Raw genomic sequence first — 24,241 nt, 5'->3', positions numbered from 1 at the left:
TGGGAGGTTGTTATTCAATCACAATAATCTAGCCTTTGTGGAAAGTACTTATTGTATTGTTCCAAGTCTCCTTCTTCTCGAAGAAGTTCAAAATAAATGCAAGCGGAGTCACGCTGTGCAATAACATCGAAGGTAATCGCGAATGACAACAATAGTTCTGAATCACTCCATACTTTATTCCTATTAGGTCTATTCCAAATTCGTCTGAGATAGTAAAGAACACTATCAGCATCGTCATAGTAAACTTTCGATATTTCTAACTGCGTTGTTAAAAATGCCAAAGTATCCGGGTTACAGTTTAAATTCAATTTTTGATTTAAGCTTACAACATCCTGATAATTCTTTGCTTCACAGGCACTGCTCAAAGATAGACGCAACTCATTGCAGTGATATCGATTCGAAACCTCACTTCTTGGCTTCGAAGATGGATTCGTCATGAATTTTCCTTCCTCATTTTCAGAACAAGAGATTAAAATCAACAACATTATTGTTCTAAAATACCATGTCATGACTTAGGTAGTACGTAACACGTTGTGCTATTGAAATTGTGAATTAAAAAAGGCAAAAAGGGGTCGTGCACTTCATTGGTGGTCAGTATCTTAAAGGTGCTAAAATCAATAAAACAAGACCCATGCACGACCTGAGAGCAATGTACGAAAAGACCCTTGAGATAGCACAGGAAGTTTTCAATGAAGACGTAAATGAGCGAGGAGATTTCAACTTCAAGCCCAGACCCTCGAAGATGACAGACCTACAAGTGATTGCATTGGCAGTATCATCCGAGTCTGCATGTATCGACAGCGAAAACCTGTTGTTCAGTAAGTTGCGAACAGATTTTAAAAGTCGATTTCCAGAGCTCATAGACCGAAGTAGGTTCAATAGAAGGAGAAGGTTGTTACAACCATTCATTGTGGAGTTAACTAAGCGGATGTCAATGACGATGGGCGTTTCATCCGATATTAGTATCGTGGACTCTATGCCTTGTCCAATTGTAAAGAATAGCCGTGAACGAAGTTTTAGGATCTGCAAAGAAGACCCGGTCAATGCCCCTAGGAAGGGGTTTTCTGCCGTTGATCAACGCTATTATATAGGCTACAGACTCCACTTATTAACCAACGAGCACGGGGTGTTCCAAGATATGCTGGTCACTCCTGCTAACGTTCACGATATCAACTTTTTAAAAGATCTAGCACCTGAAGAATATTGTCGAGACAAAACCATTCTTGGAGACCGTGGATATATCTCGAAGCAAGTTCAGACCGATTTATTTACCCAGTACGAGATCAAGCTGGAGGTACCTTACAAATCGAATCAAAGGGAGAAAATTCCCATAAATCCTGAGAACGGCAAAAAACGAAGACGGATAGAAGTACAGTTCGCTCAACTTTGTGATCAATTTAGGATCAAGCTCAACTACGCCAAGACCTTTGGAGGGTTTTTGGTTCGAATGGCATCAAAACTAGCGGCAATTGCTGTGCTTCAGAAAATTAACATCGAAAAAGGAAGGCCGCTAAACCACATTAAGCACGCCTGGAGTTAATAGCACAACGCGTTAAAATATGTATAATTATGATTAATCAAATAATATCGTTCTCGATAAAAAATAAGCTGGTCATTGGTTTGCTCACCCTTGCTCTCATCATTGGGGGAATATGGAGCATGACCAAAGTTCCGCTCGATGCCGTACCAGATATAACGAATAACCAGGTACAGGTCATCACGCAAGCACCCAATTTGGGTACGGAGGATATTGAGCAATTTGTCACCTATCCGGTAGAAGTCGCAATGGCCAACCTTCCGGGTGTAATAGAAATCCGTTCTGTTTCCCGCTTCGGGCTATCGGTAGTGACCATTGTCTTTGAAGACGACTTGGGAACCTACCTCCCCCGGCAATTAGTAGCCGAAAAACTCACCGAAGTAAAAGATGCAATACCACAAGGTTTCGGAGAACCTTCAATGGGGCCAATATCTACCGGGTTGGGTGAAATATATCAATATACGCTGGAAGTTGATTCTGCTTACCAAAACCAGTATTCATCCTCAGACTTGCGAACGATGCAAGATTGGATTGTACGCAGGCAGATGGCAATGGTTCCTGGTGTGGTAGAAGTCAATGCCTTTGGCGGAAATATAAAACAATACGAAGTGGCTGTTGATCCAGATGAGCTCAAAGCCATTGGCTTGACCATTTCGGATATTTTCAATGCACTGGAAAAGAATAATCAGAACACGGGTGGTGCTTACATTGAAAAAGACCACTATGCCAACTTCATCAGAGGTGAAGGACTGGCACGAAGTTTAAAAGACATTGAAAATATTGTTGTTACCAATGTTAACGGACTTCCAATCACTATAAAAGATGTAGCAAAGGTACAATTTGGTAAAGCTGTAAGATATGGTGCTTTTACCAAAGACGGAAAAGGTGAAGCTGTTGGAGGTATGATTCTAATGTTGAAGGGAGCCAATTCCAATGATGTGATTCAGGATGTTAAACAACGTATTTCAGAAATTCAGAAATCATTACCCCAAGGCGTAACAATAGAACCATTTCTCGATAGGAGTTCGCTCATTGCTAAAACCACAAGTACTGTTAGTCAAAACCTGATGGAAGGAGCTGTGATTGTCATTTTTGTACTGGTTTTTCTACTCGGTAACTGGAGAGGTGGATTGATTGTAGCCTCTACCATCCCACTATCCCTATTGTTTGCTTTCATACTGATGAATGTTTTTGATGTTTGGGCGAACCTGATGAGCCTGGGAGCTATCGACTTCGGAATCATTGTAGATGGAGCGGTCATTATTGTGGAAGGAACCGTATTCCTGCTCCATGACAAAGTCTTAAAGAAACAAAATATCACTGCAAAAGTCAGGAACGAAGTAGCTTATTCTGCTTCCAGCAAGATGATGAACTCGGCATTTTTCGGGCAGCTCATTATCCTGATTGTCTTTATCCCCATTTTGGCATTACAAGGTGTAGAGGGCAAAATGTTCCAACCAATGGCACTTACTTTCATGTTTGCCATGATTGGGGTGATGATTCTATGCCTCACCTATGTTCCAATGATGTCTGCATGGTTTATTAGAATGAACCCTAAAAACAAATTATCATGGGGAGACCGTTTTGTCATTTGGTTAGAAAATATCTATGAATCCACATTGGGTCGGGCATTGAGAGGAGCAAAATGGGTCATTGTTTCAGCAGTGCTATTGCTCGGCTTGGCTACCTTCACTTTCACCCGTATGGGCGGAGAGTTTATCCCACAATTAGATGAAGGCGATATTGCTTTTCACGTAATTTTAAAGCCGGGCAGCTCTCTGTCAGAATCCATTGAAACGGCAACAAAAATCGAAGGTATTCTACTTGCTGAATTCCCGGAGGTCAAACACGCTATGACAAGGTTTGGAGTGGCAGATGTACCTACCGACCCCATGCCGATGGATATAGGAGACTGCTTTGTATTGTTGAAACCACAAGATGAATGGGTATCAGCAGAAAGCAAAGAAGAGTTGATAAAAAAAATGAAAGAAGCAGTTAGTACCGTGCCGGGAGTAAACTATGAGTTTACCCAACCCATTGAAATGCGATTTAATGAATTGCTCACAGGTGTTCGGGAAGACATTGCCGTGAAACTATTTGGTGAAGACCTAGATATTTTAGCTACAAAAGCGGAAGAAATGGGTAAAATTATTTCTACCGTTCAGGGTGTGGGTGATATGAAGGTTGAAGCTACCAGCGGACTTCCTCAAATGACCGTTCAATACAACCGTCATAAATTGGCACAATACGGTCTTCACGTTGAAGATTTAAATACCGTTGTTCAATCCGCTTTTTCCGGAGGGAAAGCGGGTGTCATTTTTGAAGGTGAAAAACGTTTTGACCTGATGATAAGATTGGACGAGCAACATCGTCAGAGTATTGACGACCTTAAAAATCTGTATGTCAATTTGCCCAACGGCTCTCAAATTCCGCTCAGAGAAGTAGCAGAAATAAGTTATCAACCCGGCCCTATGCAAATCAGCAGGGATAACACTAACCGCAGAACCTATGTGGGTATCAATGTAAGAGGCAGAGATGTAAAATCATTGGTGGAAGAAATTCAGCAAAAGCTCGATGCACAGCTCGATCTTCCTCCCGGCTACTACATCCGCTACGGTGGGGCCTTTGAAAACCTGGAACGGGCAAGTAAGCGATTACAAATAGTGGTTCCTATTGCATTAGGACTAATATTCCTGCTCATATTCTTCGCATTACGATCCTTTAAACAGTCCATGATGATATACATGGCCATTCCACTGGCTGCCATCGGAGGAATATTTTCCTTGTGGTTGAGAGACATGCCTTTTAGTATTTCCGCAGGCGTTGGGTTTATTGTACTGTTTGGTGTAGCCGTATTAAATGGTCTGGTACTTATTGGCGGATGGAATGAGTTAAAAGAAGAAGGTGTAAGTGATTTGAATGAACGCATTCGTTTAGGGGCGAAAAGGCGAATTAGACCAATTCTTCTTACAGCCCTCACCGATGTCTTGGGATTTTTACCAATGGCCATATCCACTTCTGCCGGAGCGGAAGTACAGCAGCCATTGGCAACGGTAGTAATTGGTGGAATGATAACAGCTACTTTACTTACACTTTTTGTGTTGCCAATATTATACCGTTGGGTTGAAAGTAGAAGTGCCAAAGTACATGTACCAAAGGCTCTATCCGCACTACTACTTGTTGGAGGTCTTTCTCTCTTTTCATCAGGTGAACTCAACGCACAAGATGTAAATGAAAAAACCATCACCACTTTAGATGAGGCTATAAAAACCGGATTATCCAATAATGGAAATGTACAGGTAGCTAAAACGAACATTGAATTACAGGAGCAAGGCAAAAAAGCAGCCTTCGATCCCGGTAAAACCAGCGTAGGTATTCAATACGGGCAGTACAACAGCTTTGAAACCGATTTTGGGTTTAACGTGAATCAGCAGTTCGACTTTCCTACCGTTTACACCAACCAACGCAAACTGGCTAAGGAAAAAACCGAAGGGAGCCACTTACAACTCTCAGTAACAGAGAAAAGCTTAAAACGGGACATTCGGCAAAGCTGGTATCAACTGGCTTACCTGAAAGAAAAAGAAAAATTGCTTTTGTATCAGGATAGCATTTATGGCAGGTTTTTACATGCAGCTACTATCCGTTACGAAACAGAAGCCACCAGCTACCTGGAAAAAGCGGCAGCTGAAACCAGGGTAATGGAAATCCAAAATGAACTGAAACTGATAGCTTCTGACATTCTTATTCAGGAAAAACAATTAAGGGTATTGCTGAACGATACCACCGGGTTAATATTTTCACCGGAACCTGTTGCAGAGAGGTATCTAATAAATATTCAAGATTCCACTCAACTGGCGAATAATCCATTATTGGCGTATGCGAAACAACAAATAGACATTGCCGGTGCAGAAAAAGCGGTACAATCTTCCAAAATGCTTCCTGGTTTGTCTTTGGGCTATTTTAATCAGTCGCTTATTGGGAGCCAAACGGCAAACGGCAATGTTGCCACAGGAACAGACCGGTTTAGCGGTGTACAGGCAGGCATATCCATACCACTGTTTTATGGATCTTACAAGGCAAACATCAAGTCTGCTAAACTCAAAGAACAAATGGCAGAAACGAATGCCAATTACTTTTCAACTGTCCTTCAGGGGCAGTATGAGCAGCAATTACAGGAAGTACTGAAATACCAAAGCAGCCTGAGTTATTACAAAGATCAGGCAGTTCCGCAAGCGGAACTAATCATTGGCAATGCACAAAAGAGCTTTGAAAACGGAGCCATTGATTATGTGGAATATTTCCAAAACCTCAATCAGGGATTGGAGCTAAAATTCAATTTCCTTAACACATTAAACGGGTACAATCAGGCTATTATCAACCTGGAATACCTCATTGGTCAATAACCTGTCTGCCGACAGGCAGGCATTAAAACGTAGAAAATTGAATTCAAAAATAAAGACATACATCCTGCTATTTGCAGCAAGTTTATTTCTGGCAGCCTGTGGAAATTCCGGGCACAACGAAGAAGGACATGAACACAAAAACGGTAAGGAATCCGAACACCATGAACACGGAGAAGGGCACGAAGAAGAAGTGCATTTCTCCGAGCAGCAATTCCAATCGCTGAATATGAAGGCGGATACCTTACCTATGCGAAACATTGTTTCATACATTGAAGCTAACGGACAACTGGAAGTACCACCGCAATACGAGGCTGCGGTTACGGCTATCATTGGAGCCAACATAACTGCTATTAAGGTAATAGAAGGTGATAAGGTAAACAAAGGACAGGTACTGGCTTATTTAAGCCATCCAGACCTGATAAAATTGCAAACAGATTATTCTAATAGTTGGAACCAGCTTCAGTACCTTGAAAAAGAATACCAAAGACAGAAAAAGCTGTACGAAGAAAAAGTGGGTTCCGGTAAAGAGTTTCAAAAAATTCAGGCCGATTACCAATCCATGAAAGGCAATGTTAAAGGCTATGAAGCACAGTTGAAGTTAATGGGGTTGAGCCTTGAGAAAATAAAACAGGGAGAGATTTACGAACAGGTTCCTGTTCCAAGTCCAATCAGCGGACATATCAGGTTGGTAGAAGTAAAAACCGGGCAATATGTTCAGCCTCAAACTGAGATGTTTGAAATCGTCAACATCGGTCACATACATGCTGATTTGATGGTATTTGAGAAAGACATGCACAAAGTAAAAGAAGGGCAAAAAGTTAAATTCACCATAGAATCATTACCAGATAAAGAGTTGGAAGCTACCATATATGCAGTAGGAAAATCCTTTGAGCAAGACCCGAAAGCCATTCATATTCATGCAGAAATTGAAAATAAGGAAGGTTTGCTGATTCCGGGCATGTACATCAGGGGGCGGATAATGACAGAAGATGTTGAGAGCTATGCTTTGCCTGAAGCTGCGGTGGTTCGTGAGGGGGAAAAGTATTTCATTTTCACTGCTAAAAGAGAGAACGACAATGGAGAAACCGAATGGGCATTTGAACCGATTGAAATAATTACCGGAACCAAAGATGACGGGTGGATAGAAGTCAAACTAATGAATCCCTTGCCTAAAGAAACCAAAGTAGCTTGGAACAACGCCTATTACTTATTAGCAGAAATGAAAAAAGGCGAAGCAGAGCATAGTCATTAACGCGTTGTGCTATTGAAATTGTGAATTAAAAAAGGCAAAAAGGGGTCGTGCACTTCATTGGTGGTCAGTATCTTAAAGGTGCTAAAATCAATAAAACAAGACCCATGCACGACCTGAGAGCAATGTACGAAAAGACCCCTGAGATAGCACAGGAAGTTTTCAATGAAGACGTAAATGAGCGAGGAGATTTCAACTTCAAGCCCAGACCCTCGAAGATGACAGACCTACAAGTGATTGCATTGGCAGTATCATCCGAGTCTGCATGTATCGACAGCGAAAACCTGTTGTTCAGTAAGTTGCGAACAGATTTTAAAAGTCGATTTCCAGAGCTCATAGACCGAAGTAGGTTCAATAGAAGGAGAAGGTTGTTACAACCATTCATTGTGGAGTTAACTAAGCGGATGTCAATGACGATGGGCGTTTCATCCGATATTAGTATCGTGGACTCTATGCCTTGTCCAATTGTAAAGAATAGCCGTGAACGAAGTTTTAGGATCTGCAAAGAAGACCCGGTCAATGCCCCTAGGAAGGGGTTTTCTGCCGTTGATCAACGCTATTATATAGGCTACAGACTCCACTTATTAACCAACGAGCACGGGGTGTTCCAAGATATGCTGGTCACTCCTGCTAACGTTCACGATATCAACTTTTTAAAAGATCTAGCACCTGAAGAATATTGTCGAGACAAAACCATTCTTGGAGACCGTGGATATATCTCGAAGCAAGTTCAGACCGATTTATTTACCCAGTACGAGATCAAGCTGGAAGTACCTTACAAATCGAATCAAAGGGAGAAAATTCCCATAAATCCTGAGAACGGCAAAAAACGAAGACGGATAGAAGTACAGTTCGCTCAACTTTGTGATCAATTTAGGATCAAGCTCAACTACGCCAAGACCTTTGGAGGGTTTTTGGTTCGAATGGCATCAAAACTAGCGGCAATTGCTGTGCTTCAGAAAATTAACATCGAAAAAGGAAGGCCGCTAAACCACATTAAGCACGCCTGGAGTTAATAGCACAACGCGTTATTTATAGTCTTCCTGCGAGAAGTGTCTATTTGGCATCAGCATACCGAAAGGGCAATACTCATTCAAACTGCAATTTAATTGGCAATCGCTTTGGCTTGACGGGCTTCTGGTTTATGCCTTGTAAATGGACGGATTTCATCCGTCCCTACCATGGCATTTTTAGGAGAAAAGAGGCGCCTAACGGCGCCACAAATCACCCTTGAACATATAGATAGCCCCTCCATCTTCCACAGAGACTCTACCTTGTTTCTTGAAGATCAAAGAGAAAACCCAGTACCCCAGAGGGGTTCAATAAATCTTCTTTGCATCTCCACTCTTCCTTCCCGTTCTTTGTTCCTACCTCATGAAACCACTCAAACGCGTTCTCATCATCACCTACTACTGGCCTCCGTCAGGTGGCTCAGGTGTGCAGCGTTGGTTGAAGTTCTCCAAGTACCTTCCTGAACATGGGTGGCAACCAGTGATCTATACACCAGAGAATCCTGAAATGCCCAGTGTAGATGAATCGCTGTTGAAAGACATTCCTGAAGAGGCTGAAATCATCAAGACGAAAATCACGGAACCGTATTCGATATACAAGCGTTTGGTGGGCATGAAGAAGGATGACCGAATCAATACAGGGTTTCTCAGTGATAAGGAGAAGCCCGGTGTGATGGAACGTCTTTCACGATGGGTGCGGGGTAACTTCTTTATTCCTGATGCTCGAAAGTTTTGGATCAAGCCTTCAGTGAAATACCTGAAGCAATACCTCCAAGAGAACCCGGTTGACCTTATCATCAGCACAGGACCTCCGCACAGCATGCATATGATTGCCTTGGGCTTGCAACGCTATGTGAAAACGAAATGGATTGCTGATTTTCGAGATCCTTGGACGAACATTGACTTTTACGAAGACCTCATGCTCACCAAGGCAGCAGATCGAAAACATCATCGTCTAGAAAAAAAAGTGTTAGAGGCCGCTGATGAAGTCTTGGTCATCGGACGAACAATGAAAGAAGAGTTCGCTGAAATTATCTCAGCGGAAAAGATTCGCGTCATTCCGAATGGTTACGACCCTTCAGATACCGAGACCCAAGAACCTGTTGCGTTGGATGAACACTTCACCATCGCCCACATCGGCTCTTTTAGTCCGGCTAGAAATGTACCCATGCTATGGAAGGTACTCGCTGACCGTTGCCAAGAAGACGAAGAATTCAATCGGCGGATGCGCATCAAGGTGGTGGGCAATATCGATGTGAGCGTGAGGAAAAGTATCGAGGAGCATGGTTTAAAAGATCACCTCATACACATTCCCTACCTCCCACACAGCGAGGTCATTACCGAACAGCGCAAAAGCCACCTGTTACTTCTGGTGGTTAATCAGACCAAAAATGCTCGAGGTATCGTGACCGGAAAGGTATTTGAGTACCTCGCTTCCGGACGACCTATTTTAGCCATTGGACCTGAGGACGGGGATTTGGCTGAGATTTTGGGAAGGGCGAATGCGGGAAAGGTGATCGAATACAATGATGAAGAAGGATTGAGAAATGGTATTAGCCTCAGCAAAGTAGGGGATCCGAGTGCATTTGATAGGCGAAGTATAACGGCTGACTTAATGGAGAAAAGCTGATGAGGACGATATTGATGGTATTGGACGCTAAGTATCCAGAAGATATACGAGTCCGTAAAGAGATTGAAGCCCTTCATCAAAACTTTCATGTGGCACTTCTATGCTCCGAGGATAGCTCGGCTGCAATTGACTCTCGCGTGACTAGGCTTGCTTACGGACCAAGTTCATCTAAGATTTCGAAAACTCTTAGAGACCTCTGGATTCGTTTTCTCGGATATGATCGAAGTATGACAAAAGCTATCAGACGTGCTATTTCTGATTGTAATCCTGATGTGATTCATATCCATGACCTGCCTCAGGCAGCAACGGCTTTAAGAATTCGAAAGAATGCTAAAGTTGTCATTGATATGCATGAGAACTACCCAGAGGCACTAACAACTTGGTTTAGTTGGAGAAGCTCTTTGCTAATTCGAATAAAGAATCGACTGATATATCCGCCTTCTCATTTCAAAAAGGTGGAGCGTAAATCTTGTAAGGGTGCTGACCATGTAATCACAGTGGTAGAGGAAATGAAGACGAAGTTGATAAATGACCATCAACTCGATCCCAATAAGATCACAACCATTAGTAATTACGAACCTGTTTATCATAAGTCAGAAGTACCAAAAGAGGACAGGGAGGCCGTTGAGAATATTCTACAATTCGGAAGCAAAAGCGTTACCTACGTGGGCGGGATTGGTCCTCATCGAGGGCTAGATGATATGATTAGGTCAGCTCAATTCATTAATGATCCAGAGATTCATTTTTACATCGTAGGGTCAGGGAATGCCGATAACATCAATCATCTTCGAACAATCGCTAGCGATTGCAGCGTAGAGGAAAGAGTGCATTTTGTTGGTAAAGTTCCATTCAAGCTTGTACAGCCAATTATGGATCGCTCGGATGTCAATATTATCCCGCACAAGTCGAATGGTCATTGCGACAATACCATTCCTCACAAGCTATTCCAGATCATGCAATCTTCAAGTTCTTTACTGGTGAGTTCGTCAGCACCACTAAAGAGAATTGTGGAAACGAATCAGTGTGGATTTATTTTCGAAGCAGAGAATCCGAAAAACTGCGCTGAGGTAATTGAAGAAATCTTCAAAAACCCTCAAAAAGTGAACGATTTTATCGAAAACGGCTCAAAAGTGACCCGAAATGGTAATTTGAACTGGGAATCTGAAGGAAAACGCTTAGTCGAGTTCTACAAAAATCTCCTTTAATCTACTTCTCGTCTACCTCCTCCTCGGCTTCGATCTCGCTTTCTGAATACGTTCAACCAATTCATCATGCCAGGGGAGGCCAATTTCCTCAGCGAAATAGTTCATACGACTGCGGGCATGGGTATGGGTCTTGTACTCATCAAGAATAAAGCTCCTTCGTTCTCCTTTTAAGATGACGGCGTACATATGGTAAGAGTGCCCCGCATGTCCTGACTTGTAGTGTTTCAATATGACCTTGTCGAAGTTGGAGACAGGAACCCACTCACCGTACTTGAACCAAAGAAACTTTGAGTACTTACGGATCATTCGTGCTTTCTGGTCAACCTCAATCCCTTCCACAGCCAAAAACATACTGAACGACACTACAAACAAGGGCACCCCGATAATGTAGCCCACCACATTGTGCCACAACAACGCATCTTCATAGCGAATGAAGAAGGTCATGAAATACAGAAAAGCCGCAACCATTCCACCTACAGTTGACAACGCCCCACGGAAGTGGGCGCCTTGGGGGTAGGCGAAGGTGGCTGTAGGAGTGTATGTGGTCATAACGTAGGCGGTAAGCTGTATGCAGTAGGCTGTATGCTGTATGCTGTGGCCTCTGCTGTTCGATGGATAATTTATTATTTACGAATCATTATTTATTCTTCTTTCAGGCGATACCTGCGTACCGAATCCCAGTCAACCGATGCATTTCGTAATCAAAGGTGCTGAGGTCAGCTTTTTCGAATTGGGTGAAAGATGAATGTCCGCAAGAGCGGGCGATGACTTTCATGAGGTCGGTGGTGGCGCGGAAGTAGTTGTCGAGTTGTTTGGCGGAGGATTGAATGATCAATCGCTGGCGCAAGTTCTCTTTCTGGGTGGCGATTCCTACGGGGCAGTTGTTGGTGTTGCAGGCGCGCATTCCCAGGCATCCGATGGCTTGAAGGGCGCTGTTGGAAACCGCTACGGCGTCGGCGCCGAGCATCATGGCCTTGGCGAAGTCTTCAGCGACACGCAGTCCTCCTGTGATCACAAGAGAGACGTCATGTACCCCTAAGTTGTCGAGGTGCTGACGAGCACGCGCAAGTGCTGGGATGGTTGGCACATTGATGTTGTTTCGAAGTACCGTAGGCGCAGATCCTGTTCCACCTCCTCGTCCGTCGAGAATGATGTAGTCTACACTGGCCTCCAGGGCAAAATCAATGTCTGCCTCAATCCGACTCGCAGCAATCTTAAATCCAACGGGGATGCCGCCTGTTTTTTCTCTCACCTCTTCCGCGATAGCGCGAAAATCAGCCGCCGTTTTGAGGTCAGGGAACGCCGCAGGACTAATCGCCGTCTCCCCCACATTCAATCCGCGGACTTCTGCAATGGTCTCATTTACTTTCTCTCCTGGTAGGTGTCCGCCGGTGCCGGTTTTCGCTCCTTGTCCGCCCTTGAAATGAAAGGCTTGTGACTTCTGAACCTTCTCCCAGGTAAACCCAAACTTACCGCTGGCTAGCTCATAGAGGTAGCGCGAGTTGTTCGCTTGTTCCTCTGGAAGCATGCCCCCTTCACCACTACAGATTCCAGTCCCCGCCATTTCAGCTCCTTTTGACAAGGCGATTTTGGCCTCTTTCGACAAGGCTCCAAAACTCATGTCAGAAACGAAGAGGGGAATGTCAAGCTTTAGCGGTTTTTGCGCTCTTGGTCCGATCACCACCGAAGTATCCACCGCCTCTTCATCAAGCAACGGACGTTTCGCCAGCTGTGCCGGAAGGAACTGAATATCTTCCCATTTCGGTAGGGAATTCCGATCCACACCCATCGCTTCTGAAGGTCCGTGGTGACCGTAGTTCTTCAGTCCGTTACGCGCCAATTCCTGGATGTACCCCGTATACGGCTCCGTATCCTCCGGATGCGTATCGGCATAAGCACCGAGGTACTGATCCTTATTAAACGGCTGCGGGAATTCTTCGAGGTAAGCATCAATCTCATCAAGGTCGATCAACACCGCCCCATCTTTGATTTTATGCTGAAACTTGTGCAGGGCCTCATCATTATTGTACTCACTGATTCCGGTATCGTAACGGTAATCCCATCCATGCACACCACAGATGAGGTTATGTCCGTCGATATGTCCGTCACCTAACAAAGCCCCCCGGTGATGGCATCGTCCGTACAAGACAGAGACTTCGTCGTCAAATTTGACAACCACCAAGTCAAGCAAGTTTACTTCAAAGTGTTTCGGTTCACGATCGTTGAGATCGGAGAGATGGCAGAGGGTGTGGGTGTTCATGGGGTTAAGGTAGGGAATAGTGAATAGTGATTAGTGAATAATGAATGGTGAATTTGGGTTGTTGGTTTTTGGTTGTTAGTCTTTGGTTTTAGGCCCTCGACTCTCGACCCTGGACCCTCGTCTGATTAGTCAATCAAAAATCTCGCTTCTACCCTTGCTGTTAAGTGAATCTTCTTGATTGAGGTTTTGACCTTGTTTGTTGATGGGTAATCGGCATAACCGTTCATTTGTCGCATGCGCAGGAATGGAATTTCCGTACTAATAGAAGGTGATTCTGAGGCCTCTTTAATTATGATCGCTTTTCCTAGTTGAACATCAAGTACCTCGCAATAGGCCTTTGCCCTGTCTTTGGCATCAACCGCTGCTTCTAGGTGAAGTTCATCGATGACCTCTTCACGCTTGGAGTAGTCGTAACTTTTGATTTCGGCACTGTAGAGATTAAGATCTTCAACAATGGAAAATAGAATGCTTGTCTCTTCTGCATTCTTCACTTCAATGGTGTAAATGGCGTCTTGACGCACGCCTTTCTTGGTGACGCGGATGCGTTCTGATCGGGCTTGTTGATCGTTGATTTCTAAGAAGTCGATGTTGGGTAAACGTTCGGCAATGGCTTTGCGTAACTCACCTTCTTGGTATTCGATGCTGTATTCATCTTTACCGTCTTTTCGTTCTTTGATGATAACCTCAATCACGATTTCATCCGGCACGACATATCGCTCCGCAGTTCCGGTGACTTCGACGTGGGCTTGTTTGTAGATGTCGGGTTGTGTAGCGTCTTGAGCAAAAGTGGTGATGGTAAGCACGGTGAGGAGTGCGGTGAAGAGAGAAAGAGTTTTCATGGTTTGGTGTTTTTGTACTGAAGCCTAACGGTTTGTTCGTGGTTCGTAGTGCGTGGTTTGTAGGATTGCGGAACGTGGAACGCAGATTGCGGTGAACTGCTATCCGCGTTCCGCGATCTGCGTTCCTCCTCCAAAATTTTCCTTAACTTAAATCGTTGTTAGACAGAACCAAAACCTCGCTATGACACGCTTGCTCCTGCTCACCTGTCTGTTGTCGCTGCTACTCTCCTGTACCAAAGAAGCGCAACTGGTGATCCAGCCGGTCGCTTGTCTTCAGCTCGAGAAAGACCATTTTCAGGTCGGTGAACTCGTGCCTATCATTAACTGTTCCCACAGCGCTGATTTCGTTGGGCTCTACATCTACGATGAAAAAGATGAAGACCCCGGTTTCCCCATCGCATTCACGAATGTCGATACCCTACGTCTAACCTTTAATTACCCAGGAGTTCGGGTGTTGAAGGTAGAGGCGTTTAATGGGGTAGGGAAGAGAGACTTAGTCGAGGTGGAACAACGGATCTTTATTGGGGTCCCGTAGGGCTCCGGCGTCCGGCGTCCGGCGTCCGTTTTTTTTTTTTTTTTTGGGCGAAATGGCGAAATGGCGAAATGGCAAAATGTTGGGGAGGCGTTAGGCTTTAGGCTATAGGCGTTAGTGGGGGTAGGGGTGATCCGAATGTAGGCTGTATGCGGTATGCTGTCTTTTGAATAATGATTAATAATTAATGAATAAAGAATAATGAACTCGAGCTCTGAAGAGATTCACTATTCATTATTTACGAATCATTATTTATTCTTCTCTCGGTCCATTAGCGGCGCATTTATGCGCCTTTGTTTTTGATGTAAATAGAGTGATATGTAGAGATGGATGAAATCCATCTGGGTATACGGTGTGTCGATATCTGGCGTCTGTTTTCGGCTGCGTCTTGCGCAGTCTTAACAGTTACGTTGGTTTCTGGGGTTGGACGGATTTTATCCGTCCCTCTCGCGGGTATTGGTTGGGGGTAGACTGATTAGGCACAGCAACCTATTCATTCCACGTTCCACATTCAACGAACCACGAACCACGAACCACGTACTACGAACCATGCGTAGGGATTGCCCCGTGGGAAATCCAATCGCACAACATAAACAGCTTACTGCCTACCGCATACAGCTTACGGCGCCAAGATTTCCAGTGCGCGCAAAACCCACGTATCATTCTCCAAATCCCGCAACGCGCAGCCGCCTTCCATGGGGATGTCTGGGAGGACGGGGTCTCCCTTGTAAATGTGTTCGTTGCGGTCTGCGTACCAGCTTTCAGTGAGCTGGAAGTAGATGTCATTTCCCATATCTCGCCAAGAGACCGTAGTGGTATAGCCTGAGGTTGGTTCGCCAATAAAGGTGGTGTTCGGACGATCCTTAAAAGCAATAGCCACGACTTCTCCGGAGCTGGCGGTGAGGCTGCTGATGAGCACAACCACCGGCTTTTCGCTGAGGTTTTGGACACGTTCAATGCCATACCCACTCATCATGAAGGTATCGATGTATAACTCGTTATCGACGATTTTCCATTCTTGTTTGAAGTCGTTCTCGAGGTCAATGAAACTTCCGAAGGCTTCATCGCCCAAAAAACTTTGCAGTCCGCACAGCATTGGGAACATCGTTCCGCCACCATTCATACGGAGGTCTAGGATCCAACCGTCAATGTCGTTGTTCTGCTCCAGTTCCATGACCATATCATTGATCTCATGCGCCCGCTCCCCATCGTTCGGACTCATCCCAATTCCCGGAACCTGGATGTAACCAATATCTTCTCCAATCAACTGACTCGTCACCTTCGCCGTCGACCAACGGTACAGTTCCATCGACTGCTCATCCACCGCCATACTCGACGAAGAGATGTTCTTCGTCAATCCGTTGTACGGCATTTGATTGTACCATATACGTCCGTGATAATCACCCAATTCCCGCAAAATCAACTGCGAGGCCACGATGAACCCACTATCCGCATGCAAGGCCTCCGCCCGTGGAATCAACTCATCCCAGTCTACCTGTTTGGTATTCACTGAATTCTCTTTCGCATAGCTAATGATCTCTTGCATCAAAGCTTTGTCTTTGACGATGGGTTGAGCGAGGGAGAGGGTTGGGAAGAGGAGGAGACAGAGGAGGAGGCGCATTCGTCGTATTTTTGGGAAAATAGGGTTTTTTCAGGCTTATGGCGTATGGCTTAGGGCGTATGTTGCTCGGGCGTTCGAACTAGGGCGAAATGGCAAAATGGCGAAATGGCGAAATGTGGGGGAGGCGTTAGGCTTTGGGCTTTAGGCGTTAGTGGGGGTGATCCGAACGTAGACTGTAAGCTGTAAGCGGTATGCTGTCTTTTGAATAATGATTAATAATTAATGAATAAAGAATAATGAATTACGGCTCTGATCATATTCACTATTCATTATTTACGAATCATTATTTATTATTCTTCCGGTCCTTTAGCGGCGCACCTGTCCCGTTCTTCGGGATTTATGCGCCTTTGCACAGGAATTGAAAAGCACGATCTGTAGAGATAGATGAAATCCATCCAAACGAAGGCCGTAGGCTGTAAGCGGTATGCTGTCTTTTGAATAATGAATAATAATTAATGAATCTGAATGGTGAACTATGGCTCTGAACACATTCACTATTCATTATTTACTGTTCATTATTTTTTCTTCTTCCGTCCAATCAAACGAATGGCGTCTGGTTTCACTATTGCCTGTTCGGTAATGGAAATGGATGAATCGACCAATTAGTGGACGGTCGTTTACTTTGTTGGTGATGATGAACTGAATGCGCTCTTCGACCTCGTATTGACGGGAGATGCCTGATTCATAATCTAAAAGAATCGATACATAACTCACGGTGGAGTCATTCTTTAATTGATCATAGTAACGGACATCAGGAACTACCTCTAACTTCTGGTCGGCAGTGATGAGGTCTTCAATTTCATGGCTGAGCGCTTCGTTGTAAGAGCTTTCGAGATATTTCGGGGCCTTCGGGGCGATGATGTCTTCTACTAAAAACATCAACCCGAATAGGGTCACGACACAGAATAGCACGCCGACAACGTAGGCCACGATTATTTGAGTCCATTTCACTGAGTCAGCTCGTCCGTCGTATTTGATCACCCGAGTTCCTGCAATCAAATCGCCAATTCTTCTTCCTGGACTGATCAAAGTCGCGATGAACTCGATGGGCCAAATGAAGAAGGTGAAGTTCCGAATCACAGACCTCAACGGACCCGCAGTATTTTCTGTTCGATGCACCACCAATTGTTGCTTAAAAGCAAGCTTCGCAATGCTTCGTCCTTTAAAGACGTCCTTGGCAAACAGGATTCCGAATATGATTCCAAAGACGCATGTCATATAGGTGTATTCAAACGGCTCCGGGTCATGTGAAGGCGGTCCATTCGGAATTTTATCCAACATGAAAGGAATCATCAAAATCATCCCTAAAACAGGAAGCGCGAAGTTCAGAATCATGTAGTCAAGCAACATGGCTCCTATTCGCGAGATCAGACTTGGTTTGTTGTCTTCCATGGGGCTAAGATAGGCGTTAGGCGTTAGGCGTTAGGCGGTATGCTGTCTTTTGAATAATGATTAATAATTAATGAATAAAGAATAATGAATTACGGCTCTGAGCATATTCACTATTCATTATTTACGAATCATTATTTATTATTCTTCCGGTCCTTTAGCGGCGCACCTGTCCCGTTCTTCGGGATTTATGCGCCTTTATTTTTGATGAAGAAGAACGATCCGTAGAGATGGATGAAATCCATCCAAACTTAGGCTGTAGGCTGTAGGCTGTAGGCTACAGGCTGTAGGCGGTATGCTGTCTTTTGAATAATGATTAATAATTAATGAATCTGAATAGTAAATTATGGCTCTGAGGAGATTCACCATTCATTAATCACGATTCATTATTTATTATTCTCCCGGTCCACGGTCCACGGTCCACGGTCCACGGTCCACGGTCCACGGTCTACCGCCTACGAATCAAGCGCTCGCGCTTGCTTCAATCTCCCATAATCAATCTTCGAGTGATGTCGCTTGTCTCTGGGGATGGTGGTGAAAATGACCTTGGCGTTTGCGACCATCGACTGGAGTGACTCACGAATGGATTGTTGATCGGCTTCTGGGGTGGCTTCGATGGCGAAGGTGAGTTGGTGGTTGATTTCGAGAAGGGTGCCGATGACGACGCCGTTGAGATTGGAGAGTTCGTGTTCGATGAGGAAAGGGTAAATGGTTCCTTCTGGGGTGTTGATGAATTGAGAGCAGCGGCCCATGAGTCTGAGGGTGCCGTCGGGGGCGATGTATCCACCGTCGCCTGTGCGGTGCCAGCATTGGTTTGCTATGAAGATTTTATTGCGGAGGAGGGCTTCTTGGTTGTTGTAGTATTCGCGTAAGATGTGATCTCCAGCTACGGTGATTTCGCCTACTTCGCCTGGTGGTAGCGTGAGGCGGTCTAGGTCAGCTTCGGATTCAGCGGAGATGGTTTCGTCACGCCATTGGATAATGCGCACTTGGGTGGTTCGGTGGGGAAGACCCACGTTTAATCCTTCTTTGGTTGTGCTGTGAGTGATCAGTTCTTTGGCGTTGATGGCCGAAATGGGCTCTGCTTCTGTGGATCCGAAAATGATGTTGACTGCGGCTTTGGGGAAGGCAGCATTGAAGAGGGATGCCTGGGTTGGGAATACAGGAGCCCCGCCAGTGAATAGTTTTCGAAAGTTTGAAGTGTCTCGTTTTTCTTCGAGGATGTGTGCGGAAAGTCGCTCCAAGAAATAGGGTGAGGAGGTTAAACGATTCACCTGGAATCGCTCAATCTGATCCCAGATTCTCGACGGATCCATCTTGGTTGGTTTGGAGGGTTTCCAGTCGGGGATGATAGATGGAATTCCGCAGGCAAGGTTGATCATTAAAACGATCGGCAAGGCAGGCATGTCGATCTCGTCGTCTTGAGGGTCGATCTTTTCTAGGAGTGCTTTGAACTGTTCGTGAAGGAAGGCATGGGTGCGTTTTGCTGCTTTTGGGGTGCCCGTGCTTCCAGTGGTGAAGGTAATGAGAGCGGTTTCGTTTGTTTCATCGATGGAAACTGGCTCCAGAGTGGTGTTGCTTTCAGTGGCGCGACGGGTGCCCATCTTGATCGGAATCTGGCGGATCGTTGAGGAAAGGATGATTCCAGGTAGGCGAAACTTCGTTGGAGCGATGAATGCTCGGCATTGGGCAATCCGACAACAAAGGTCGAGTCGCTTCAAGTTGACCCACTCGTCGAGAAATACCGCGGTGGCGCCCATGGTGAAGATTGCCAGACTGTCGATGTAGAGGCCGATGCTCATCGGGACAAACACCAACACGCGATCACCGCTTTGAATGCCCTTTGCTTTGAATTGGGCTGCCCGAGCGCGAATGCGCGAAGCGAGTTCGTGGTAAGTGATGGTTTCACGGACGTCAGCAATGGCGAGTCGGTCGGGGTGAGCCTTGGCCTCAGCGAAAAACAACGAAACGATATTCAAGGTGTCTTTCATGGGTTTTCAGCTTCAATCAGTCGTTTGATATTCTCGAGGTTATCGTCGAAAATGGAGGCGATTCGATGCGCACCCAAGGAGGTTTTTAATTGAACCCAAAGACTCGGACTCTCCTTAAATTCCAAGGTAAATGCGAGCTGTGTTTTTCCATCGGGTAGGGAAGTATACCGTTGTTCGGTAAATAGCCCCTCGGCAGTCATCGGGAAATCTACAAAGCCATAAACGTCAAGCCGACGAAGTTCATGGGGTACCACCTTGGTCGTCAGCTCGTCCCAGCGCATACCACTCTCATCGGGGTTGCAAAAGGCCCTGCGTATAGAGCCGACGGCGCCATCGGGGTAGCTTGAGGAGTTCAAAGGAGTGATGTGATCGACGAAGACTGACCACTCTTTGGCGTGGTCGCTATCTCCTAGGTAAGCGAAGACGGTTTCTACCGGAGCGTCAATTTCTATCGAGCAGATAATGGCTCGTTGCGTCTCACCGGGGTAGTGCTGGTATGGACTCAAGACCACTGCCAAAATGAGGAGTGTTATACCCGCTATGAACAGCCATTTCAATATGGACTTCAATAACTTCATCAGAGTTCATTCAGGTAAAGCGAGTAGGTAGCGTAGGTTGAGATTCCCATCTTTTGCGTGTGTTTCGTACTCGTGCCCTCCGCGTAGATGAAGGCATGAATGACCTCTTGAAATCCTTGGGCTTTCAGTACCTGATTTAGGGAGTAGACGAGCCATGTTCCCAGTCGAGCATGCTTGGGATCGGGGTCTCGTGCTACGGTTTTTAGAATGGCACGTTTTGATTCGGTCATTGAGAAGTCAGGATAAGCAAAGATGAACCCCACCAATTGGTCGTTGTCATACGCGAGCAAGGTGAATCGCGGGTCAATGATGGGCTTGACCTGATTGTATTGATCGTGGAAGCTCTTTCGGCTGATCTCAGTAAAGAGGAAATTCGTTCGGAAGGATCGCTGGTTGAAGTCATACAGCGCATCCAATTGAGCCTCCCATTCGTTCAAGTTGATGTTTCGAAGCTCATAGCGTTCCTGGATCGTTGCAATCTCTTGATCGCTTAGGATGGCGGAGGTATTGAACGCGGTATCTAGGGCAGAGTAATAGCGGAAATGTTGCTGGAAGTAGCTTCTCCATTGCTCGTTGTACTGGGGTTCATGAATCTTCTCGCCGGCAAATAGTGGGACTTCCTCCTGCGATTGATCCCTAAAACGATACGACTTCCACGTACTGCCATTGAGTGGGCCCACCAAGGCTTCGGCACCGTGTTTTTTCGCTTCCGCGCTAGCGAGATCAAAAAGCTGAGAAGGCGACTCATCAGGAAGCCACTCGTAGTTCCCTAAAGACCAAACCCGTTTGTTGTGGTATTTCATTTGTCCACCCTTGTACAAACAAACCATGCCCACGGCTTCCGCGCTAGCGTTAAATGCCACCAAGGCGCCATGAAGAAGATCAGCTTCATACCCAGCACTTAATCGCGTTCCGTGAGGATCATCAACCAGTTGTTGTCGAACCGTTTCAATCGTTGCTATGTCATAGATCCACTCCAACTTCATACACGCTACAGGATAAGCAAGATGAGTAATCCGCTCAGGGGAATGGTCAGATTGTCCCAACCATTGCCGCTCATGGCTTCCACGATAGTGGTAACCAGCGCAAAGAGCAAAGTGATCATGATCATGGATGTCAATGCAAGATTCATCTGCGCGATTCCGATGGCAGCAATACAACATGCAGACAAGAAGAACGCAAGGGAACCGAGGTAGCTTTTTTCATGTCCCCAAAGGTGATACTTGGTTTTCCCAAAACGTTTACCCACAAGGGCAGCGAGTGGATCAGAAATGGCCAAGGTCAGAATAGGAATATAGAAATAGGCGTACTGTACTTCCTTGTATTCAAAGGCGAAGAAGCAGAGGTAAACCGCCAATGGATAAAGCAGGCTGCCATGCGATTTCCGTTCGATGGCGTTGATCGATTTCAGGAAATTGAAACGTAAGCTGGTCAAGAGCAACAGGGCAAAACTGCTGCACAAGAAAAGCACATACCAATGACTGCTTAAGAGGATGGGGAAGAGCAAGGAAAGAATTCCAGTGCCGAAGTGCGACCACTTGCGGGTGAGTTCGACTCTCACTTGAAAGCGGTGATACATGATCTCCCCCACGAGAAAGAGGGTCAGGAATGCACCCGATAGGAGAAGACAATGGATCAGATCAGTGCTCATTCTTTTTTTGTTCTATCACAACCCCTTTGTAAAAGAAGCCCTTGTCAACTTTTCGCTGCGCATTGGTTGTGACTTCATCGAAGTTAATGGAGTCAACAATTCGATGCACATGACGCGTTACCATGAGGTTCCAATAACACAGTTTGCCGCCTTCGCTGAGTCCGTCAGAGAGGGCTTTAGCGCTGCTTTCGAAGACAGGCAAGGGCATGTATTCGAAAATGTTGCTCAAGTTCATTCCGTGAAAGGTGCCAAATTCTGAAATGGCATCTTCGGCATACCCTTGATAGAATTTCAAACGATCAATGCGCGCTTGAATGTTGGCGTAATTCGCTTCCTGCAGATAATGAGGGAGCTCATGACCAAAGTTTCCTGTCAGTTGGTAACGAAGCATTCCATTGTGCTGGCACGCCGGAGTGCTCAAGTGCTGCTTTGCTTGATCCAAGATAAAGCGATTGACAGAAATGTCTACTTCCTTCATGAATTCAGGGTCTCGACCTAATCTTCCCATGACCCATTTCGAAAAGAAGATGCGGAAAAGCCATTCCCATCGCCGATTATGCCAACGCTCGTTGTAAAAGCGTTCTTGGTCCTCTGCCGACTTTTCTTCGAGTAATTGCCGCACCGTTTTCTTTCGATGAATCATGGGCAGGACAACGGAAGAGAAGATGCGGAAATACTCTTCGAATTTACCTCGGTGTACAATCCCGCTTTCAATCGAGGGGATGTGCGCGTCAAACAGCTCTTGTGCCGGTGGAGATAGTGCGCCTCTTAATTGTTGATAGGTCTGTTCTCTTTTCTCGCTAGCGCGGAATCCAAGGAATGCCATGCACTCTTCTCGCGAAAGCGTTTTGATTGCCACGGCCTTCAATTCGGTCAGTGCAAGTTGGATCGGACTCACATCTACCGCTACCACTAGGGAGGGGTCGAGGGTCAACAAGCTCAGGGAATTATCACCCGCGCTCGCAATGCTCAAGAATTTTCTGTCTGGAGCTCCTCCTAAGGCGTGCATTAAGACATCCGCATCTTCCCAAACGTTCGCGTAACGCAGGAAATTAAAGTCAGCACGTTTGGTGATGGATGCCATTACTGTTCTTTATTACGCTTTAAGTACCAGTAAACGCCTTTCACATTGTGCGTTGGTTCGGGTACGATGAAGCACAAAGCAATGAGTTCGAGTTGGGTAATGATACCCAGAATCACGGCCAACTTGAAGAGCCACGGGAAAAAGCCGATTCCAAAGAGTACGGCGAAAAAGATTCCTTGGGTGTATCCGGCGACTTTTGTGCTGTAGGCATGCCACCCCGCTACCCATAGACCCAACTTGACTTTGGCAATGACTAGCTGGGTCAAGTAAAGCCCGACAAACAGCCAGAGCCAAATCGCGTGGGTTTCATGTATGACGGGGTGAAACACCACCATGCCAACGACCGCAAGAATCATCACGCCGAAATCTGCCCAAGAGTCAAGCATGATGCCGATTTCACTGCCCATGTTAAATCGACGGGCGATAAAACCATCGAGAATATCGGTGATCAAGCTCACCACAAAGAGGATGGCGAAGAGGTCTTCTTTTCCCAAATAGATGATCCAGAGCAACACAGGAAACATCAACAAGCGGTACAAAGACAGTATGTTGGGAATGGTCCATTTCATGGTGTGCTCAGTATCGAGTGAATTATTAGGAGCAAATTCGATGCCGCAACGCTGAAGATGAAGCTGTCAAATCTATCGAGAAGGCCACCATGTCCGGGAATCAAGTTGTTGAAGTCTTTGACTTCGGCCTTGCGCTTTAGAAGTGAGGTGAAGAAATCGCCAAAGAAAGCAGAGACACAGAGGTATAACATCCATGTCAACGGAAGAATGTCTCCGATGATGAAGTATAAGGTAGTACAGGTAATGACGGTACCCCCGATGGTGCCTCCAATGGTTTTTTTCGGACTGATTTTGGGTAGAATTTTTGGTCCGCCAATCAGTTGACCGGTCAGCTGAGAGAAGCCATCAAAGATGACCACCCCGAAGAAGATAACAGCAAAGCTGAAATCGAGTGAACTACTACCAACGAATAAAGTAAGAACGAGGAGTAAGAAAATGAGAGATACGGCTCTTAACTGAGGCTTGTCTTTGGTTACCATTATTACCTCAATCACGGCCCCAATCGCCAGAGCGATTTTGAACCCTAGCATGATCATTTGCATTGATTCCCAGTGCCTAAACAGGAACAACAAGGGCCAGACAATCAAAAGATATAAGAAGTACTTTTTCCAAGCTTCTCTCTTGTCTTCGTCGCTCTTGCGTTTGTTCACATGCCAAAGGCCCATCGCGCCAATGACAAAAAATATCAAGAGC

The 24,241-nt window shown here is 45.5% G+C and carries 19 protein-coding genes; 7 read left to right on the top strand and 12 right to left on the bottom strand.

Annotated elements, in window-relative coordinates; all coding sequences use genetic code 11:
* Window positions 1–631: 631 nt before the first annotated feature.
* From RA156_RS12915 to RA156_RS12890, 6 genes are all read left to right on the top strand, one after another.
* Window positions 632–1,540 carry an IS982 family transposase gene (locus RA156_RS12915; protein ID WP_306640634.1) on the top strand — a complete coding sequence of 303 codons (909 nt, stop codon included), beginning with the start codon at window positions 632–634 and terminating at the stop codon, window positions 1,538–1,540.
* 29 nt (window positions 1,541–1,569) lie between these two features.
* Window positions 1,570–5,940 (top strand): CusA/CzcA family heavy metal efflux RND transporter, encoded by a 4,371-nt coding sequence (locus RA156_RS12910; RefSeq protein ID WP_306640632.1) that lies wholly within the window; start codon window positions 1,570–1,572, stop codon window positions 5,938–5,940.
* Window positions 5,930–7,192 carry an efflux RND transporter periplasmic adaptor subunit gene (locus RA156_RS12905; RefSeq protein WP_306640631.1) on the top strand — a complete coding sequence of 421 codons (1,263 nt, stop codon included), beginning with the start codon at window positions 5,930–5,932 and terminating at the stop codon, window positions 7,190–7,192. Before RA156_RS12910 ends, RA156_RS12905 begins: the two co-directional genes overlap by 11 nt.
* Before the next feature lie 104 nt (window positions 7,193–7,296).
* Window positions 7,297–8,205, top strand: a complete 909-nt coding sequence (locus RA156_RS12900; protein ID WP_306640629.1) for an IS982 family transposase — start codon at window positions 7,297–7,299, stop codon at window positions 8,203–8,205.
* A 358-nt stretch (window positions 8,206–8,563) separates the two neighbouring features.
* Window positions 8,564–9,829, top strand: a complete 1,266-nt coding sequence (locus RA156_RS12895; protein WP_306640628.1) for a glycosyltransferase family 4 protein — start codon at window positions 8,564–8,566, stop codon at window positions 9,827–9,829.
* Window positions 9,829–11,034 (top strand): glycosyltransferase, encoded by a 1,206-nt coding sequence (locus RA156_RS12890; protein WP_306640627.1) that lies wholly within the window; start codon window positions 9,829–9,831, stop codon window positions 11,032–11,034. The genes RA156_RS12895 and RA156_RS12890 overlap by 1 nt, the downstream gene beginning before the upstream one ends.
* A 12-nt stretch (window positions 11,035–11,046) precedes the next feature.
* Here the strand turns inward: RA156_RS12890 and RA156_RS12885 are convergent, their stop codons facing one another.
* The 3 genes from RA156_RS12885 to RA156_RS12875 form a co-directional block, all read right to left on the bottom strand.
* Entirely contained in the window at window positions 11,047–11,583 is a 537-nt protein-coding gene (locus tag RA156_RS12885) for a hypothetical protein (RefSeq protein WP_306640625.1), read from the bottom strand.
* Window positions 11,584–11,686: 103 nt separating this feature from the next.
* On the bottom strand, window positions 11,687–13,294 hold the full coding sequence (locus RA156_RS12880) for a glutamate synthase-related protein (RefSeq protein ID WP_306640623.1): 1,608 nt from the start codon (window positions 13,292–13,294) through the stop codon (window positions 11,687–11,689).
* Window positions 13,295–13,419: 125 nt separating this feature from the next.
* A complete protein-coding gene (locus RA156_RS12875) occupies window positions 13,420–14,133 on the bottom strand; it encodes an SIMPL domain-containing protein (RefSeq protein ID WP_306640621.1) in 714 nt (237 codons plus the stop codon).
* A 181-nt stretch (window positions 14,134–14,314) separates the two neighbouring features.
* On the opposite strand from RA156_RS12875, the gene RA156_RS12870 reads away from it, so the two are divergent.
* The gene (locus tag RA156_RS12870) at window positions 14,315–14,668 is read left to right on the top strand and encodes a hypothetical protein (protein WP_306640620.1); all 354 of its coding nucleotides are present in this window, start codon (window positions 14,315–14,317) and stop codon (window positions 14,666–14,668) included.
* A 616-nt stretch (window positions 14,669–15,284) separates the two neighbouring features.
* Here RA156_RS12870 and RA156_RS12865 read toward each other — a convergent pair.
* The 9 genes from RA156_RS12865 to RA156_RS12825 form a co-directional block, all read right to left on the bottom strand.
* Entirely contained in the window at window positions 15,285–16,286 is a 1,002-nt protein-coding gene (locus RA156_RS12865) for a S41 family peptidase (RefSeq protein ID WP_306640618.1), read from the bottom strand.
* 501 nt (window positions 16,287–16,787) lie between these two features.
* The gene (locus RA156_RS12860; protein WP_306640616.1) at window positions 16,788–17,678 is read right to left on the bottom strand and encodes an RDD family protein; all 891 of its coding nucleotides are present in this window, start codon (window positions 17,676–17,678) and stop codon (window positions 16,788–16,790) included.
* Window positions 17,679–18,130: 452 nt separating this feature from the next.
* Entirely contained in the window at window positions 18,131–19,666 is a 1,536-nt protein-coding gene (locus tag RA156_RS12855; protein ID WP_306640615.1) for an AMP-binding protein, read from the bottom strand.
* The gene (locus RA156_RS12850) at window positions 19,663–20,244 is read right to left on the bottom strand and encodes an SRPBCC family protein (RefSeq protein ID WP_306640614.1); all 582 of its coding nucleotides are present in this window, start codon (window positions 20,242–20,244) and stop codon (window positions 19,663–19,665) included. The genes RA156_RS12855 and RA156_RS12850 overlap by 4 nt, the downstream gene beginning before the upstream one ends.
* Window positions 20,244–21,230 carry a GNAT family N-acetyltransferase gene (locus tag RA156_RS12845; RefSeq protein ID WP_306640612.1) on the bottom strand — a complete coding sequence of 329 codons (987 nt, stop codon included), beginning with the start codon at window positions 21,228–21,230 and terminating at the stop codon, window positions 20,244–20,246. The genes RA156_RS12850 and RA156_RS12845 overlap by 1 nt, the downstream gene beginning before the upstream one ends.
* A gap of 5 nt (window positions 21,231–21,235) precedes the next feature.
* On the bottom strand, window positions 21,236–21,895 hold the full coding sequence (locus tag RA156_RS12840) for a diacylglycerol/polyprenol kinase family protein (RefSeq protein WP_306640610.1): 660 nt from the start codon (window positions 21,893–21,895) through the stop codon (window positions 21,236–21,238).
* Entirely contained in the window at window positions 21,885–22,979 is a 1,095-nt protein-coding gene (locus RA156_RS12835) for a DUF3419 family protein (protein WP_306640608.1), read from the bottom strand. The genes RA156_RS12840 and RA156_RS12835 overlap by 11 nt, the downstream gene beginning before the upstream one ends.
* The gene (locus RA156_RS12830; RefSeq protein WP_306640606.1) at window positions 22,979–23,548 is read right to left on the bottom strand and encodes a CDP-alcohol phosphatidyltransferase family protein; all 570 of its coding nucleotides are present in this window, start codon (window positions 23,546–23,548) and stop codon (window positions 22,979–22,981) included. The genes RA156_RS12835 and RA156_RS12830 overlap by 1 nt, the downstream gene beginning before the upstream one ends.
* The gene (locus RA156_RS12825) at window positions 23,545–24,198 is read right to left on the bottom strand and encodes a phosphatidate cytidylyltransferase (protein WP_306640604.1); all 654 of its coding nucleotides are present in this window, start codon (window positions 24,196–24,198) and stop codon (window positions 23,545–23,547) included. Before RA156_RS12825 ends, RA156_RS12830 begins: the two co-directional genes overlap by 4 nt.
* Window positions 24,199–24,241: the final 43 nt, after the last annotated feature.

Origin of the sequence: Sanyastnella coralliicola (assembly GCF_030845195.1) — a bacterium.
GTDB classification, from domain to species: Bacteria; Bacteroidota; Bacteroidia; order Flavobacteriales_D; family Sanyastnellaceae; genus Sanyastnella; species Sanyastnella coralliicola.
This window is presented reverse-complemented; position numbering and strand designations above follow the sequence as displayed.